Source organism: Mobiluncus curtisii ATCC 43063, assembly GCF_000196535.1.
GTDB lineage: Bacteria > Actinomycetota > Actinomycetes > Actinomycetales > Actinomycetaceae > Mobiluncus > Mobiluncus curtisii.
Map to the genome: position 1 here is coordinate 372,312 of NC_014246.1, position 15,505 is coordinate 387,816.

The window sequence follows — 15,505 nt, forward strand, 5'->3', positions numbered from 1 at the left end:
AGCGGATTTTCGCTCAAAATCACGGGAATTAGAGGCTTACCTAGCAAAACTTGGGAAAACTTCAACCTCGAGGTGCTATCGCTCGCGGAGAAAGCCCAAAGGGAGCCAGTCCGGCTCGTCCTCCATCTGGAGCCGTCAAAACCCACACCCCACCGGGTAAAACTGCCACCGTATGTTCAAAGTGAGCAGCCCTAGACCCGTCGACGGTGACCGCCGTCCAGCCATCGGACAGTTCCTTGGTGACAGAACCTCCTCGGGTCAACATAGGCTCGATAGCCAACACCATACCGGGTTTAATCTTTGGTCCCCGAGAGCGTGTGGAATAGTTCAACACATCGGGAGCCTGGTGCATGGCGGTGCCGATACCGTGTCCCACGTACTCCTCCACAATGCCTGGCTCCCAGCCGTAACGGAGCGTATCTTCTGCCACAACTTTCTCAACGGCATCGCCAATCTCACCCAGATATTTCGCGTTCGCCAAGGCGGCTATGGCTGACCACAACGCACGTTCGGTCGTGGAAAGCAGCTGCAAATCATCGGGGCGAGCATGCGTTTCACCGCCACAAATCATCGAAAAGGCAGCATCTCCGTGCCATTGGCGCGAAGCGTCATCTGTGATGTAGGCACCGCAGTCAAAACTCACCAAGTCGCCAAATTGCAGCACCCGATTCCCCGGGATCCCGTGAACTACCTCTTCGTTAATCGAGATACACACGGTAGCGGGAAAGCCACCGTAACCCAAAAAGTTCGACTTCGCGCCCATGCGCTTGATGACGGCAGCGCTAATCTGATCCAGCTCCCCGGTAGTGATACCTGGCTCACAAGCCTCGCGCAGAGCCTGGTGAATCGCGACTACCACCATTCCGGCGCGACGCATTTTGAGGATTTGATTAGTGGACTTAATCTCAATGCGCCGGTCTTGGACTGACACCGAGCTAGTTCCTTTCGATTTCTTCCATCACGGTGAGCAAGCGTTGGGCAATCTCAGCAATGGTGCCTTCCCCATCGACCTTGCGCAGCACGCCTTCCTGCTCATAAAAGTCCAGCAGGGGCTGTGTAGCTTCGAAAAACACCTCGAGACGGTGGTCGATGACCTCGGGTGTGTCATCAGTACGACCCTCAATTTCAGCACGCTTCAGCAAACGTTGTTTTACCTCGGCAGCGCTAACATCCAGATAAATCGCCGCATCTACCCGCTCATTAGCTTCAGCCAGGACAGCCTTGAGGACTTTCGCCTGGGGAATGGAACGAGGATAGCCATCGAGCAGAAATCCGGCTGTAGCATCAGACTGGCTGATACGCTCACAGACAATCCGGTCTGTAACCGAATCGGGGACAAACTCACCTTTGTCAATATAAGACTCAATAAGTTTGCCCAGCTCGGTCTTTTCCGCCTTATGCTTACGGAAAATATCGCCGGTAGAAATCCAGGGGATATGAAAATGTGTCGCAATCTCTTTGGCGTGGGTCCCTTTACCCGCGCCGGGAGGGCCCATAATCACCAAATTTGTCGTCATGCCATGAATCCTTCGTAGTGATGCTGATGAAGTTGGGCGTTAATGTCTTTCACCGTTTGTAGACCAACGCCGACAATAATCAGAATTGTAGTACCACCGAAGGGCAATTGTGGCACGTTCATGGCAACCATCGCAATCTGCGGGACCAGAGCCACAATAGTCAAGTAGACTGCACCTGCCGTAGTGATACGAGTCATCACATAGTGCAGGTAATCAGCCGTAGGACGACCTGCGCGCAGACCTGGTACGAAACCGCCGTACTTCTTCATGTTGTCCGCGACTTCCTCGGGGTTGAAAGTAATCGAAGTATAAAAGAACGCGAACGCAAACGTCAGCAAGCCATAAATAACCAGGTAGAACCAGGAGCTGGAACGGAAGTTCATGCTAATCCACTGAATCCATTTGGCATTTTGGTCACCGAACTGTGCCAGCATCATTGGCAGGGACAGAATCGAGGACGCAAAGATGACCGGGATAACGCCAGACATGTTAATCTTCAGCGGAATGTAGGTGGTGGTGCCGCCGTACATCCGGCGCCCCACCATGCGCTTGGCATACTGTACCGGGATGCGACGCATTGCCTGTTCCACATAAACCACAGCCAGCGTCACCAACAGAATCAGAGTAACGATTGCCAAGAACTTTTGAATACCGCCATTACCACCAGCGATGGCGAACAGCTTTCGCGGCAAGTTAGCGATGATAGAGGTGAAAATCAGAATCGACATACCATTGCCGACACCTTTTTCGGTAATCAGCTCACCCATCCACATAATCAAGCCGGTAGCCGCCGTCATCACTAAAATTTGGAGGATGAAAATCCAGGCGGAATCCGAGGGGATAATCTTTTGATTTGAAGCTCGCCCAAACAGCGTGCCGGTGCGAGCAGCGGTGATGATGGAAGTCGACTGCAGGACGCCCAGAGCGATAGTCAAGTACCGCGTGTACTGGGTCAGCTTTGCTTGACCGGTCTGACCTTCCTTGTGCAAATCCTCAAAACGAGGAATGACTACGCGCAACAGCTGGATGATAATCGACGCCGTAATGTAAGGCATGATACCCAAGGCAAAAACGGACAGCTGCAACAAAGCGCCACCGGAGAACATGTTCACCAAGTCGAGCAGCGACCCATTGTTCTGAACATCAGAGATGACCGACTTTAACGTGGCGTAGTCAACACCCGGCAGGGGAATAAACGAACCCCAGCGGAACAGAGCCATGATAAAGAAGGTGAACAACAGCTTGTTACGAAGATCAGGCGTTTTGAAAGCCTGAATAAAAGCGGTAAACAAATGTCCTCCAAAGAATTTCGGCAAGTCCGTGAGCGCAGCTCACTTCCTAGCTAAACATGATACCGGTTCAAGAGAAATGGTGGAAACGGCGGGGTACGATGTTGTACCCCGCCGTAATCCTTAGCGAACGCGTGCGGTCAAAGACCCGCCTTGTGCCTCGACCTTTGCCTTAGCGGAACTGGACCAGGCATCTACAGTCAAGTCAAACTTGGCTGTCGCTTCACCGGTTCCCAGCACTTTAACCAGGCAATTCTTGCGGACCAGACCCTTGTCAACCAGGTCGTCAACTGTCAGAGCGCCCCCCTCAGGGAACACTTCAGACAGGCGATCCAGGTTCACTACCTGATACTCGACATGGAAGGGGTTCTTAAAGCCGCGCAGCTTAGGCAAGCGCATATGCATCGGCATCTGACCACCTTCAAAGCCCAGAGGCACTTGGTAACGTGCCTTGGTACCTTTGGTGCCGCGACCCGAAGTCTTACCTTTAGAGCCTTCACCGCGACCGACGCGAGTCTTGGCTTTATTAGAGCCCGGCGCGGGACGCAAATGGTGCAGGTAAGTCACCTGAACGTTATCGCTAGCAGCTGCCTTTTTAGCAGCGGCCGGAGCTTTCTTTGCTGCAGACTTTTCCGCTGCGGTCTCTTCTTTTTCGCTCTCGCTCATCAGTCGACCTCCTCCACACTTACTAGGTGGCGCACCTTTTGAATCTGACCGCGCACGGCAGGATTATCGGGTCGCACCACAGACTGACGAATTTTCTTTAATCCCAGGGTTGCCACAGTCGCCCGCTGATCTCGCGAGGAACCAATCGTGGACTTCACCTGAGTGATTTTCAGGTTCTTAGCCATTACGCACTCACTCCTTCGGCAGCCAATTCAGCCTCGGCTTTAACCGCTTCGGCGCGCACTTGAGCTTCGCCTTCGGCGCGAGCCCGCAGCATACCGGCAGGGGCAACACGCTCCAGCGGCAAACCACGACGAGCCGCGACAGCCTCGGGCTGCTCGAGTTGCTTCAAGGCAGCCACGGCACCGCGCACGATGTTCAACGCATTGTCAGAGCCCAGAGACTTAGACAAAACGTCACGAATTCCGGCGCATTCCATAACCGCACGCACCGGACCACCAGCGATTACACCGGTACCGGGAGAAGCCGGCTTCAGCAACACTACGCCCGCAGCGTCCTCACCGAGGACTTCGTGCACGATAGTGTGGCGAATCATCGGAACATGGAACATGGACTTCTTCGCCTCTTCCACGCCCTTAGCAATCGCTGCCGGAACTTCCTTTGCCTTACCGTAACCAACACCGACGGTACCTTCACCGTCGCCAACCACGACCAGAGCGCAGAAGGACATGTTACGACCGCCCTTTACCACTTTGGACACGCGGTTGATGGTTACCACACGTTCGATGTATTTGTCATCAGCGTTGCCGCCACGACGATTGTCACGGCGGTCATCGCGTTCACGGCGATTTCCGCGGCGCTCGCGGCGACCGCCACGGTCCTGGGCGTCGTTAGCGCCAAGGTTCGTGGTCTGGTCCGCAGAGTCTGCGGTCTCGCCTGTAATCTGCTGTTCTTGTTCAGCCATTTTCTCAACTTCCCTTACAGACTCAGTCCGCCCTCGCGGGCACCTTCAGCCACAGCCGCAACGCGACCGTGATACATATTTCCACCGCGGTCAAACACACACTGAGTAATCCCAGCGGCTTTGGCGCGCTGTGCAATCAACTTGCCGACCTCGGTCGCCTTGGCGACCTTGTTGTCCTGAGCACTACGCAAGGCATCTTCCATCGTAGAAGCGCTCACGATAGTCTTGTGCTCGTAGTCATTGACAAGCTGAGCGACCATGTGTCGGTTAGAACGGGTTACGACCAAACGCGGCTTTTCCGCAGATCCGAACATATTTTTACGAACCCGCTGGTGGCGACGCATACGCGACAGCCTCTTGCCTTTACCCTTTACAGAATAAGCCATGATTACTTACCTGCCTTTCCGACCTTGCGGCGAACATTTTCACCAAGATAGCGTACGCCCTTGCCCTTGTAAGGCTCCGGGGGACGAATCTTGCGCAGATTCGAGGCGACTTCGCCGACCAGTTCCTTCGAGATACCCTCGACGGTAACCCGGTTACCTTCGACCTTGAACGTGATGCCCTCCGGGGGTTCCACATTGACGGGGTGCGAAAATCCGAGTTGGAACTCCAGTCCAGCGCCCTTTTGATTGACACGGTAACCAGTGCCCTGAATCTCCAGAACCTTGGCGTATCCCTTGGTGACACCCTCTACCATGTTGGCAATGAGGGTACGGGTCAAGCCGTGCAGTGAACGAGACTCACGTTCGTCATTAGGACGGGTCACGACCACGGTCGAACCGTCAACCTGCACGGAAATCGGATTCGCCACGGACAGAGCCAAGGTACCCTTGGGACCCTTGACGGAAACGTCTTGTCCATTGATATTTACTTCCACACCGGCGGGAATCTCCACCGGAATCTTACCGATACGCGACATGTCAGCCTCCTTTTACCAGATGTAGGCGATAACTTCTCCGCCTACACCCTTGTCGGCTGCCTCGCGGTCAGTGAGCATACCGGACGAGGACGAAATAATCGCTACGCCCAGACCGCCCAGGACCTTCGGCAGTTTGGTGGATTTTGCATACACCCGCAAACCGGGCTTAGAGACGCGTTTCACTCCGGAAATCGCGCGTTCACGTTTGGCGCCATACTTTAAGTTGAGCGTCAAAGTTTTGCCGACTCGCGCTTCCTCGACCTCGTAGTCTTTGATGTAACCCTCAGTCTGAAGAATGTTCGCGATAGCGGCCTTCATCTTCGAGTACGGCATAGATACCGACTCGTGGTACGCCGAGCTGGCGTTGCGCAGACGTGTCAACATGTCTGCTATAGGATCAGTCATTGTCATTGGGCTTGGGCCCTTTCTGAGGCGGTTTCGTAATCGACCTGCCCCTTAATGTGTTTACCAGGAAGACTTCTTAACGCCGGGGAGCTCGCCATTATGGGCCATCTCACGCAGGCAGATACGGCACAAGCCAAACTTGCGATACACCGAATGTGGGCGACCACAGCGCTGGCACCGAGTGTAGGCACGCACCGCAAACTTGGGTTTGCGCGCTGCCTTGTTCTTCAAAGCGGTCTTTGCCATTCTTAATCCTCCTTGAACGGGAAACCGAGGTACTTCAGCAGTGCTCGGCCTTCGTCATCAGTAGCAGCGGTGGTTACGACCGTGATGTCCATCCCCCGTACATGGTCGATGGAGTCCTGGTCAATCTCATGGAACACAGATTGCTCGGTCAAGCCGAAAGTGTAGTTTCCGTGACCGTCGAACTGCTTGGAGCTCAAACCACGGAAGTCGCGGATACGCGGCAAAGCCGTGGAAAGCAAACGATCGAGGAACTCCCACATGCGGTCACCGCGCAGTGTAACGTGTGCCCCAATCGGGGAACCTTCACGCAACTTGAACTGAGCGATAGACTTGCGAGCCTTGTCAACCACGGGCTTCTGACCGGTAATGATTGACAGGTCAGAGATAGCGCCTTCCATGAGCTTGTGGTCGTGCGCAGCAGCACCCACACCCATGTTCACGACAATCTTTTCCAAGCCGCCAACCTGGTTAACGTTCTGGTGCTGGAATTCCTTGAGCAGCTGACCCTTAATTTCTTCGCGGTACTTGGTCTTCAGCCGCGGGGTGTAATTTTCCTCTGCCATTACAGATCCTTCCCGGTAGCTTTGGACACGCGAATGCGGACGGTCTTTTCTTTACCGTCGCGCTCTACGACCTCTTCACGCATACCCACACGGGTACCCGCAATCTTCTTGGTCGTGTTGCCGAGCTTGGCTTTGGCAGCCGCGGGTTCGTAGTACATCACATTGGAAATGTGAATGGAGGCTTCTTTTGTCTCGATGCCACCAGTCGGACCCTGCTGAGTCCGTCCCGCCTTGTTGTGGTGCTTCATCATCATGACGCCCTCGACCACTACACGTTCACGTTTCCGGTCAATTTGCAGAATCCGGCCGTGCTTTCCTTTGTCGCGACCAGTAATGACCACGACTTCGTCGCCAACCTTCAACTTTGCTGCCATCAGATCACCTCCGGGGCGAGTGAAATAATGCGCATGAACTTCTTTTCACGAAGTTCACGCCCGACGGGCCCGAAGATACGGGTGCCGCGCGGCTCCTCATCGTTCTTGAGGATGACAGCGGCGTTCTCGTCGAAACGAATGTAGGAACCGTCCTTGCGGCGGGTTTCCTTTTTAGTGCGGACTACGACAGCCTTGACGACTTCACCCTTTTTCACGTTACCGCCAGGGATAGCATCCTTGACGGTCGCGACAATGGTGTCGCCGATGCCGGCGTAGCGTCGCTTCGAGCCGCCCATTACACGAATGCAAAGGATTTCCTTAGCCCCCGTGTTGTCGGCGACCTTCAGTCGCGACTCCTGCTGAATCATCTTTTCTCCTTCGTCTGGCCGGTTCTCAATAGAGCCTTGCCGAACCTATCTTGCGTTGCGAGGGCACAAAAATCCCACCTCGAACAGGCGGAATTGAAACCCCTGGCTGACACAGACACATTTGTGAGAGGTCTCAGCCAAAAGCAACCCTCCAAGTCTAGTATTTATCGACTGGAGTAGCAAACTACAGCCGAACTGACATCCACCTCACGGCAAAAACGCTAAGCTAAAAATGTGTTTGATGATTTGCTGCAAGCTAATGCTCTATTCGCGAAGAATTTTCCCTACCGTGGGCTTCCCGGAGCTCCCGCGCATGGACTACTGATTGTGACTTGTATGGATTCCCGACTTGATCCTCTTGAGATTTTCGGGCTCAACGTCGGTCAAGCCAAAGTTCTGCGCACTCCCGGCGGATTTTTGAGCCCCAATACCTTGGCGGGAGCCATCGCCGCAGTCCATAAACTTAATGTGGATCGAATTATGGTGCTAGAGCATACCCGTTGCACCATGGCTTCCATTGACGAGGCAGGATTTCAACGAGATGTAGTCGCACATGCAGGTCAACCCGTTGGGGATTTGGTGTTCGGGGCTGACCCAAACCAAGCTCAACATTTGCGCGATGACGTAGAGACGCTACGCAATCACGCCCTGATTAAAGGGTTTGCCGAAGTCGGCGGGTTTATGTACGACGTAGAGACCGGACAAGTCACCCAAGCGTGTTGAATCACGACAGGCGCAGTCGGTAGCTCCGAAGACGATGCCCGCCTTTCGGAGACTACACCTGCAAGACCTAGTCAACACCAAAACTACTCGCTAAACAGAAATCCGATTTTTAGTTCATAAACAGTTTCATACAGCATATTAGTTCATTGGTAATAACAGAAGCTGTACCCCGTGTTTGGTATCTATGCGCTGCACCTTTACACGGTACACGTCTTCAAGGATTTCCGGAATGAGTACATCTTCTGGTTTGCCCAGGGCAACAATTTTGCCTTTATTCAATACTGCAATTAATTCACAATAAATCGCAGCTAGGTTTAAATCGTGCAGAACTACTATTGCTGAAAGATTGCGCTTCTTGACGATTTTTAGAATTTGATGCTGGAAATATATGTCCAGATGATTGGTCGGCTCATCAAGTAGCATAACCGAGGTAGATTGACAGAGCGCTCTCGCTAACTTGGCACGTTGATGTTCTCCTCCAGAAACTCTAGTTATTGGAACATCTGCCAATTCGCAAAGACCCAGCATTTCCATGCTTGAATTGGTGATTTCAGCATCTTGAGATGAATAGCCCTCAAACGCATTGTGGTACGTAGCTCTCCCTAATTCAACATATTCTCTAACGGTTAGAGGAAGAGCTGCCGTCTCCGACTGTACCACCACTGAAAGGAGCTTCGATAGTTGTCTGGTACTGATTTGATTTAAATCCGTACCGTTAAAATTTATAGTACCTTTCTGTGGGATAATCGACTTATACAAACACTTTATGAGAGTCGATTTACCTGAACCGTTTGGTCCGATAATTCCAAGCGTAATCCCCGTAGGGACCGTTAGCGATAAATCGTCAAGCAGCGGTTTACCGCTAACGGTCCCTTGGTACGAGAAGGTTATATTCCTGCAATCGTAGGTGTTCACTTGATTTTATTAATATTCTTGGCTAGTTCAAGCATTCCTGTAGCGATTTCAGGCGAGGGCCAAGTTTCACGATTCGCAATGCCGATAATATTGTCATTCTTGACTGCAGTTAAGGTATCAGCCCCTGGCTCTTTGAGAAGTCGTGCTTTGTCCTGTTCAAAAGTTGAGCCTGTTCTGCCGTACTTTATAATTATCACGTCGGGATTAGCCTGCAGAACAGCCTCCCAACTAACTTCTTCCAAGTAGGCTTCTTTATGGTCAGAGAAAATGTTCTTTAAACCTAATTCCCTCATAATCGCGCCCTCAATACCACCTTCGCCTACAGACATAACCGGGTACTGCTCAGAGAAATAGAACAAGAATGCGGCTGACTTACCGCTATCTTTGATGGTATTTTTAGCTTCTTTATACTTGCTGTCGAATTCATGAACTGCTTTTCCTGACGCATCAGGGTTATTTAATATTTTACCAAGTTCCTGAATATCGTTTTCAACATCCGTTAGCTTTACTGGTGAAACATCACCTTTAACCAAATCCGGATTTTCTTCTTTGGCGTGCTGACATAATACGCTCGGTATGTACATCTGAATTCCCGCCGCAGCAAGCTTATCGGGATCGGCTTTACCGTACAAGTCACCGATAACTAAATCAACACCCTTTTCGATAATACCCTCTGTTGAAGGGCTAGCTTCATCCCACAGTTCAGCGCCGTACTCGTCTGCTAACGGATTTTTTTCGCCCAGCTCTCCTGACCGCAGGACGAATTGACCTTTCTTGGCAACTTTCGCAGCAAATATTCCAGAAGCTACCCCGATGGACATTACTTTCGTGGGCTCTTTTTCAATAGTTACTTTCCTGCCACATGAATCAACCTCTAAGGGGTAAGAAACAGAATTGGTACTCTGATTATTTTCCCCTGATGCTGAAGACTCAGATTTGCTTGCATCTCCACAGGCACTTAGCGAAGCGAGCAGCGTAATAGCACCAACCAGTGCTCCTAGTGTTTTATATCTCATTGTTTTCCTTTCTGTATGTCTATGAGAATTTGTACTGTTTCCTGATTAAAAGCATGAGTAATGGCGTACCTGCCAATGCTGTAATTACGCCTATCGGTAATTCTCGAGGTGCAAATACGACCCGGCCTACGGCGTCAGCCCATATAAGAAGAAGCGCCCCCAGGGTTCCTGCGGTGGGAACTACACTGCGACTAGTAGCACCGACAAGATGCCGCGCGATATGCGGAACGACTAACCCTACGAATCCAATAGCTCCAGAGATTGCTACCAAAGATGCAACGCATCCCGCTATCACCGTTATCGTTACGTATCGCAAGGTTTGTGGATTGAATCCCAATGCTCTGGCTGTATCATCGCTCAGTGAAATTGCATCAAGACGTGGACCTTGCGAAACGCATATAGCAATAGTAAGCAACGTGATGACAGCAGGTATAGGTAACTGATTCCAACTCGCTAAGGCCAATGAACCTAGCATCCAGAACATTACCGCGTGAGCTGAAGCCTGCGAACCGTAGAAAAATACCACTAAATTTGTTAGCGCACTCATGAATAGACCTACGGCTATGCCAGCGAACACAACCCTCTCCGCGGTCAGAACGCCACCTACGGTAGTTAACAGAAAGACAGCGCAAATTGAAATGAGCGCCCCAGCAAAGGCTCCCAGAGTTAACCCGAATATTCCAACTGCCCCAAACACCATTACAGTTGCAGCCCCGGTTGATGCCCCAGAGGCAATTCCGAGCAAGTACGGATCAGCCAGGATATTTCTAACCACTGATTGGATTACAGCTCCAGAAATCGAGAGCCCCATCCCCACCAAGCCAGCCAGAACTACCCGTGGTGCTCGTATATCCCAGACAATAACCATGTCGCGTTGAGGAACACCCGCACAGTTTCCCGAGAGCTTACACAATATAACGTCGAGAGTAGCCGCGGGGCTAACAGAAGCCGGACCTACCCCTATGGCAAGAACGACAGAAACAATAGTCAGAGCTCCCAGAGTCGCAGTCCAAATTCTCGCACGCCTATTCAATGACTTAACTTTCTGTTAGGTTAGCCTACCCTTAGGGTGTAGACTACCATGCCGACACCTACTTGAACAATTGCCCGAATCCACTTGCCATCTGCAGCTCCGCCCGAAATATACAGTTACAGTTCCTTCATGGGGTGGTGTTACTTCCCTTAATAAACAGGTGACAAAAATGCCCAATCAATATCTGCTATTCGTGAACCTACGCAGAAGTAGGCGCTACAAACTCTCGATATGGTTCACAATGCTGAATTAATTCACTATGGGGACCAAAAGCAGCTAACTTACCTTCATGGAGAAAAGCCACGCAGTCAGCTGATTTAATCGTGGAAAGACGATGGGCTATGGTTATCGTGGTGCGCCCTTCATAGATAAATCTGCTTGCCTCAATTAGTTCTTGCTCGAGTTTCGGATCAAGATTGGATACAGATTCATCAAAAATAACAATAGACGAGTTACGCAGGAACGCCTGAGCTAGACTGAGGCGTTGACGCTGACCCCCTGAAAGCGTTGCGCCTCGTTCTCCAATTACAGTGTCTAATTGTTTGGGCAGATTCCGTATAGTGTCCATAATTTGGGCAATTTTAAGCGATTGCCATAGTTCATCCTCAGAAGCGCTGGGTTTAGCCATGAGCAAATTGTCGCGAATAGTACCTCTGAAAATGTAGGGATGCTGCGGAACAAGCGTTACCAGCTGTCTCAGCTGCTTCAGAGGAATTGAATCTATTCTCTTGCCGTCAATATAAATTTCTCCGGATTGTGGTTCATATAACCGAACGACCAACGCAGCTAATGTAGATTTTCCGGCACCCGTGCGCCCTACCAGCGCCACTGACGAGCCTGCGGGAATGAGCAAGCTGAAATCATTTATTACCTTAGCTTGATCGTATTGAAAGCATACATCTCTAAATTCCAAACTCAGCAAGCCGTCAGTAAATTCTGCCGTATTCCCATGATCATGGACCTGTCGAGGTTTATCAATTAGCTCAAAATATCGGCTGGTTGCCCCAGAAACTTCGCCGAGTTTGCGGAGCATCGAAGAGATGCTGAGAGCAGCAATACACGACGCACTTAGCAACATCATGGCTGGAGGGATAGAGGCGAGGTTAACTTTCCCAGAATGCATCAACCCCAGCAGCCATGCCAAGGCACCAATAGTGGCAGCAGAAATCATTAGCTGGGATACCGCGATTTCTATACCAGACCGAATCAAGTAACTGCGCTTATGACGTTGGACTTCCAAAGTAGAGTCACGAATAGCATCTAACTGGAGATTAGCCAGACCGAGACTCATGATTTCGCGAGAACCTTGAATCATCTCCAAGCAGCGCCCTTTTTGATTTGCAAGACTACGCCGAATGTTGTCTCCTTGCTTGGTCTGCAATGTTAAAGTGAGAATCGGAACCAGCAAAATCAAAGTAGTAACAACCAGCAAGATAAGACCTGACGGTCCCACGAGAATAATCATTGCAATGGTAAAGATTAAATTAGCCACATGTGTAGCCAGAAAATCAATCACAGTGTGGGCATAGAACCACTCGGTAATTTCTACATCTGACATAGCCGCGGCGGCAACGTCGCCAGTTTTTCTGTGACGTAGCCCTGCGGGACTAATACGGTTGATTGCATCAAACAAATCGACGCGAAGATCTGCGATGATTTTGTAGCTATAGACATGAGCAAACCACATATCGAGCCACCAACTCAGTCCCACGGAGAGAACCAGCAACCCCAATGAAATCAACATCCAGCAAGCCAGCTGATCGACTTCTCTAAGTATTAGAATGCGCGACACTAATGCAGCACTCATAACGTTGATTGCCGTAACGCAAATGCGATGAATTAATAACATAACAAAAATAAGCGCTTCATGTTTTTTGTAACGTGATAGCCCTGGCAGCAGTCGAAGAATTGGTCCGAATGCGTCTCTATACAAAATTTGTTTCATGATTGCACCAATTCTTCGGACGTAGCAACCAACATTGCGTAAGTGCCTCCTTGGTGCATGAGACTGTCATGATTACCGATTTCCACAATTTTTCCCGCAGAAAGAACTACGATTCTGTCTGCAGCGCGAACTGATTCCAAACGATGAGCAGACGAGATAATCGTCAACGAGCGACCTTTAGAGGCTAATTTATTGCGATGATTATCAATGGCACGCCAAGTCAATCGTTCTGTCTCTGCATCGAGAGCCGAGGTTGCTTCATCCAGCAACAAAATAGGCGTTTCTCTAAGCAAAGCACGAGCAATTGCCACCCTTTGGCGCTGGCCACCAGAAACACCGCTACCACGCTCATCCACTCTGAAGTCCAGCAAAGTGTCTATTGGGGCGATATCTTCCAAACCTAGCGACAGACACAAGGATTTAAGAAGCTCATCCGAGGCATTCGGCGCGCAGGCACGTAAATTGTCTGCGATGGTGCCATCAAAAATTACAGGCTCTTGTGGCACAAGCGTAATCAAAGAGCACCTATCGTCACGTGAAAGTGCTCGTAGATCAACTCCTCCTATGCGAATGTTCCCCCTGCTGGGATCGCCAAAGCGTAGCAACATACCAAGCATTGTGGATTTTCCACAACCAGATTGCCCTACTAGTCCGAGGGTTTCGCCTTCCGGTATTTCCAAGTTAATGTCGCTGACTGCGTCTTGTAGCGCTGAAGAGTACCGATAGGAAACGTCATTAAATTGGATTTCTGTAGTGCGCGGTCGGTGCTCTTGGGGCAGACTGGAGTCATCAGGAGTCGGAGCCTTTAGTAAGCTAAGCGCCTTCTGAGCAGTTGAATAGCCGTGGTAGCCGGCATGCCAATTGACGCTGAGATCTTGGAAAGGACGGAATAGTTCTACGCCTAAGAACATGCACCAGAACAGAGAGTCTACAGCTATGTTTCCTTGTGCTGCTTGGTGGACACCGAGCGCGAGAACCATCACCGGACCGCCATACACAACCCAAGACGACAGCGCTGACTCAAGCAGCGAGATACGCATCTGCGAAAGAGTTGTTGACAAAAGCTTCTGACTGGTGAAAACGATTTTTTCACGCCGTTCTTCGACCCCGTTAAAAAGTTGCAGCGTCGTCATGCCCTGCATGGCATCAACTACTTCCGCATTCATCTGGGAATATTGTTCCCAATGCCGGTATCCCCGGCGGGTAAGCACCTTGTTCCACGCTTTTGGAAGAGTCGGTGTCAGGACTACCACAATTGCACCGATGAATGCCACAAGTGAATCCAGCTGAAACAGCAAAATGAGCACTGTAATCGCTGTCACCACAGTGACAGCGATTTGGGGAATATACCTGCCATAGTAATCTTCGAGAAGTTCAACACCGTCCGTGACTAATGCTTCAGCTTCTCCAGTGCGCTTGGATGATAAGCCAAAAGGTCCAATGTTATTCAAGTGTTGGAGCAGCTTGAGCCTGACATCTATTTTGACGGTCTTGCCAATCAAACTTACAAGAAGTTCCTTGCCCAGCGCAATCGCAGGGCGCACCAGTAGCAGTACTGCAAGAACACCCAGCAACACGACCAGATGTGAATACTCACCAGAATAAAGGGTGGCAAAAATTCTTGACATAACCCAGGCAAGGCTAAGAGTCACTGCTGAGTGAAGTAACCCGAAAAGAGACGCGGCACACATAGGAATCCATCCTGCACGTCCCAATTTGAGAATCTCACCGTTAGGCATACATCTCCCTCATCTCTGTTGTCGCACGCACCTTAAATCCGCTAGCTTACTTAGGTTAGCCTAACATAACAAATAAAGCGATTGGAGTCTCTTGTGTAAGGGGCAATTTCTGGCGCTGCCAAGCCAATTTCAATAGGTTGAATGAATATGCCAACAGTCAACAAGGACCGATAGAAGGCAAGAAAATATTGGGTATCCATGTGAAAAACAAATTCAGTGGTCGTGCACCTTTTTAAAATTCTCCTGTATAAGGAATGCACTAGACGTACAAAGCCATCCCCTAAACGGTAGCGCTATGCGAACCGTTCCTGATAAATTTGACCTGGTGTTTTTACTTATTTTGTAGGAGGAAGTATGTCCAATCCTTATCAGTCCCCACCAGGCAATCCCAGTCAGGTTCCCGGTTTTCAACCCAGTCAGCCGATGGGGCAGCAACCAATGCCTGGACAACCTCTGGGGCAGCCAACGGGACAGCCCATGCCCGGTCAATTCGCCCGCCCTTATGAGCATCCCCAGGAACAGACCGTAATGGTACTGGCTATTATCGGCATATTCTTTTGGGTTACTTCGCCTATCGCTTGGTATCTGGGCAGCAAGGCGAAAAAAGAGATGTTAGAACAGAATATGGAGCCAACCTCTAGACTAAAAGTGTGGACACTTGTCGCGATGGTGCTCACAATTATAGGAATCGTTAGCTTTGCTATCTCAATGTCCATGATAATCGTAGGAGGGATGGCGTTCATGCAAATGGCTAACGATACGAACGATATGAGCGATATGAGCGCGGGACTAATGCCCCTCTTCAGTGCAATCTAAAACTGCCCAATTTCATAACTAATCCTCTTGGTGGACCTTACCC

At 50.6% G+C, this 15,505-nt stretch carries 20 protein-coding genes; 2 read left to right on the forward strand and 18 right to left on the reverse strand.

Going from position 1 to position 15,505, the window contains the following annotated elements:
- Positions 1–61: 61 nt before the first annotated feature.
- The 13 genes from map to rplN form a co-directional block, all read right to left on the reverse strand.
- The gene (map, locus tag HMPREF0573_RS01530; protein ID WP_004008320.1) at positions 62–931 is read right to left on the reverse strand and encodes a type I methionyl aminopeptidase; all 870 of its coding nucleotides are present in this window, start codon (positions 929–931) and stop codon (positions 62–64) included.
- Between the two features lie 4 nt (positions 932–935).
- Complete coding sequence (locus tag HMPREF0573_RS01535) at positions 936–1,517, reverse strand: adenylate kinase (protein WP_004010324.1); 582 nt, start codon at positions 1,515–1,517, stop codon at positions 936–938.
- Complete coding sequence (gene secY, locus HMPREF0573_RS01540; RefSeq protein ID WP_004008322.1) at positions 1,514–2,809, reverse strand: preprotein translocase subunit SecY; 1,296 nt, start codon at positions 2,807–2,809, stop codon at positions 1,514–1,516. The genes HMPREF0573_RS01535 and secY overlap by 4 nt, the downstream gene beginning before the upstream one ends.
- A gap of 120 nt (positions 2,810–2,929) precedes the next feature.
- Positions 2,930–3,472, reverse strand: a complete 543-nt coding sequence (rplO, locus tag HMPREF0573_RS01545) for a 50S ribosomal protein L15 (protein WP_004008323.1) — start codon at positions 3,470–3,472, stop codon at positions 2,930–2,932.
- Positions 3,472–3,657, reverse strand: coding sequence for a 50S ribosomal protein L30 (gene rpmD, locus HMPREF0573_RS01550; protein WP_004008324.1), 186 nt, complete (start codon positions 3,655–3,657; stop codon positions 3,472–3,474). Before rpmD ends, rplO begins: the two co-directional genes overlap by 1 nt.
- Positions 3,657–4,397: a 30S ribosomal protein S5 gene (gene rpsE / locus HMPREF0573_RS01555; RefSeq protein WP_004008325.1), complete on the reverse strand. Its 741-nt coding sequence runs from the start codon at positions 4,395–4,397 to the stop codon at positions 3,657–3,659. The genes rpmD and rpsE overlap by 1 nt, the downstream gene beginning before the upstream one ends.
- A 14-nt stretch (positions 4,398–4,411) precedes the next feature.
- Positions 4,412–4,783 (reverse strand): 50S ribosomal protein L18, encoded by a 372-nt coding sequence (gene rplR / locus HMPREF0573_RS01560; RefSeq protein WP_004010322.1) that lies wholly within the window; start codon positions 4,781–4,783, stop codon positions 4,412–4,414.
- 2 nt (positions 4,784–4,785) lie between these two features.
- Positions 4,786–5,319 (reverse strand): 50S ribosomal protein L6, encoded by a 534-nt coding sequence (gene rplF / locus HMPREF0573_RS01565; RefSeq protein WP_004008327.1) that lies wholly within the window; start codon positions 5,317–5,319, stop codon positions 4,786–4,788.
- A 12-nt stretch (positions 5,320–5,331) separates the two neighbouring features.
- Entirely contained in the window at positions 5,332–5,730 is a 399-nt protein-coding gene (rpsH, locus tag HMPREF0573_RS01570) for a 30S ribosomal protein S8 (RefSeq protein ID WP_004008328.1), read from the reverse strand.
- Between the two features lie 54 nt (positions 5,731–5,784).
- Complete coding sequence (locus tag HMPREF0573_RS01575) at positions 5,785–5,970, reverse strand: type Z 30S ribosomal protein S14 (RefSeq protein WP_004008329.1); 186 nt, start codon at positions 5,968–5,970, stop codon at positions 5,785–5,787.
- A gap of 2 nt (positions 5,971–5,972) precedes the next feature.
- Positions 5,973–6,533, reverse strand: coding sequence for a 50S ribosomal protein L5 (gene rplE, locus HMPREF0573_RS01580; RefSeq protein WP_004008330.1), 561 nt, complete (start codon positions 6,531–6,533; stop codon positions 5,973–5,975).
- The gene (gene rplX / locus HMPREF0573_RS01585; RefSeq protein ID WP_004008331.1) at positions 6,533–6,907 is read right to left on the reverse strand and encodes a 50S ribosomal protein L24; all 375 of its coding nucleotides are present in this window, start codon (positions 6,905–6,907) and stop codon (positions 6,533–6,535) included. The genes rplE and rplX overlap by 1 nt, the downstream gene beginning before the upstream one ends.
- Positions 6,907–7,275 carry a 50S ribosomal protein L14 gene (gene rplN / locus HMPREF0573_RS01590; protein ID WP_004008332.1) on the reverse strand — a complete coding sequence of 123 codons (369 nt, stop codon included), beginning with the start codon at positions 7,273–7,275 and terminating at the stop codon, positions 6,907–6,909. The genes rplX and rplN overlap by 1 nt, the downstream gene beginning before the upstream one ends.
- A 234-nt stretch (positions 7,276–7,509) precedes the next feature.
- Here rplN and HMPREF0573_RS01595 point away from each other — a divergent pair, with 234 nt between their 5' ends.
- Positions 7,510–7,998: a beta-class carbonic anhydrase gene (locus HMPREF0573_RS01595; protein WP_004008333.1), complete on the forward strand. Its 489-nt coding sequence runs from the start codon at positions 7,510–7,512 to the stop codon at positions 7,996–7,998.
- A gap of 138 nt (positions 7,999–8,136) precedes the next feature.
- Here HMPREF0573_RS01595 and HMPREF0573_RS01600 read toward each other — a convergent pair whose 3' ends face one another.
- The 5 genes from HMPREF0573_RS01600 to HMPREF0573_RS01620 form a co-directional block, all read right to left on the reverse strand.
- Positions 8,137–8,913 carry an ABC transporter ATP-binding protein gene (locus tag HMPREF0573_RS01600; RefSeq protein WP_004010037.1) on the reverse strand — a complete coding sequence of 259 codons (777 nt, stop codon included), beginning with the start codon at positions 8,911–8,913 and terminating at the stop codon, positions 8,137–8,139.
- Positions 8,910–9,929 (reverse strand): ABC transporter substrate-binding protein, encoded by a 1,020-nt coding sequence (locus tag HMPREF0573_RS01605; protein ID WP_236589535.1) that lies wholly within the window; start codon positions 9,927–9,929, stop codon positions 8,910–8,912. The genes HMPREF0573_RS01600 and HMPREF0573_RS01605 overlap by 4 nt, the downstream gene beginning before the upstream one ends.
- Positions 9,930–9,948: 19 nt before the next feature.
- The gene (locus HMPREF0573_RS01610) at positions 9,949–10,962 is read right to left on the reverse strand and encodes a FecCD family ABC transporter permease (RefSeq protein ID WP_004010039.1); all 1,014 of its coding nucleotides are present in this window, start codon (positions 10,960–10,962) and stop codon (positions 9,949–9,951) included.
- A gap of 199 nt (positions 10,963–11,161) precedes the next feature.
- A complete protein-coding gene (locus tag HMPREF0573_RS01615) occupies positions 11,162–12,907 on the reverse strand; it encodes an ABC transporter ATP-binding protein (RefSeq protein WP_036324988.1) in 1,746 nt (581 codons plus the stop codon).
- Positions 12,904–14,646, reverse strand: a complete 1,743-nt coding sequence (locus HMPREF0573_RS01620) for an ABC transporter ATP-binding protein/permease (RefSeq protein ID WP_013188712.1) — start codon at positions 14,644–14,646, stop codon at positions 12,904–12,906. Before HMPREF0573_RS01620 ends, HMPREF0573_RS01615 begins: the two co-directional genes overlap by 4 nt.
- A 354-nt stretch (positions 14,647–15,000) precedes the next feature.
- Here HMPREF0573_RS01620 and HMPREF0573_RS01625 point away from each other — a divergent pair, with 354 nt between their 5' ends.
- The gene (locus HMPREF0573_RS01625) at positions 15,001–15,462 is read left to right on the forward strand and encodes a hypothetical protein (RefSeq protein WP_236589533.1); all 462 of its coding nucleotides are present in this window, start codon (positions 15,001–15,003) and stop codon (positions 15,460–15,462) included.
- Positions 15,463–15,505: the final 43 nt, after the last annotated feature.

Coding starts and splice junctions, on each gene's coding strand:
- HMPREF0573_RS01625 (WP_236589533.1), top strand. CDS start 15,001: ATGTCCAATCCTTATCAGTCCCCACCAGGCAATCCCAGTCAGGTTCCC.
- rplR (WP_004010322.1), bottom strand. CDS start 4,783: ATGGCTTATTCTGTAAAGGGTAAAGGCAAGAGGCTGTCGCGTATGCGT.
- HMPREF0573_RS01615 (WP_036324988.1), bottom strand. CDS start 12,907: ATGAAACAAATTTTGTATAGAGACGCATTCGGACCAATTCTTCGACTG.
- HMPREF0573_RS01605 (WP_236589535.1), bottom strand. CDS start 9,929: ATGAGATATAAAACACTAGGAGCACTGGTTGGTGCTATTACGCTGCTC.
- rpsE (WP_004008325.1), bottom strand. CDS start 4,397: ATGGCTGAACAAGAACAGCAGATTACAGGCGAGACCGCAGACTCTGCG.
- rplX (WP_004008331.1), bottom strand. CDS start 6,907: ATGGCAGCAAAGTTGAAGGTTGGCGACGAAGTCGTGGTCATTACTGGT.
- rplN (WP_004008332.1), bottom strand. CDS start 7,275: ATGATTCAGCAGGAGTCGCGACTGAAGGTCGCCGACAACACGGGGGCT.
- rplO (WP_004008323.1), bottom strand. CDS start 3,472: ATGAGCGAGAGCGAAAAAGAAGAGACCGCAGCGGAAAAGTCTGCAGCA.
- rpsH (WP_004008328.1), bottom strand. CDS start 5,730: ATGACAATGACTGATCCTATAGCAGACATGTTGACACGTCTGCGCAAC.
- rplE (WP_004008330.1), bottom strand. CDS start 6,533: ATGGCAGAGGAAAATTACACCCCGCGGCTGAAGACCAAGTACCGCGAA.
- rplF (WP_004008327.1), bottom strand. CDS start 5,319: ATGTCGCGTATCGGTAAGATTCCGGTGGAGATTCCCGCCGGTGTGGAA.
- HMPREF0573_RS01620 (WP_013188712.1), bottom strand. CDS start 14,646: ATGCCTAACGGTGAGATTCTCAAATTGGGACGTGCAGGATGGATTCCT.
- HMPREF0573_RS01535 (WP_004010324.1), bottom strand. CDS start 1,517: ATGACGACAAATTTGGTGATTATGGGCCCTCCCGGCGCGGGTAAAGGG.
- HMPREF0573_RS01575 (WP_004008329.1), bottom strand. CDS start 5,970: ATGGCAAAGACCGCTTTGAAGAACAAGGCAGCGCGCAAACCCAAGTTT.
- rpmD (WP_004008324.1), bottom strand. CDS start 3,657: ATGGCTAAGAACCTGAAAATCACTCAGGTGAAGTCCACGATTGGTTCC.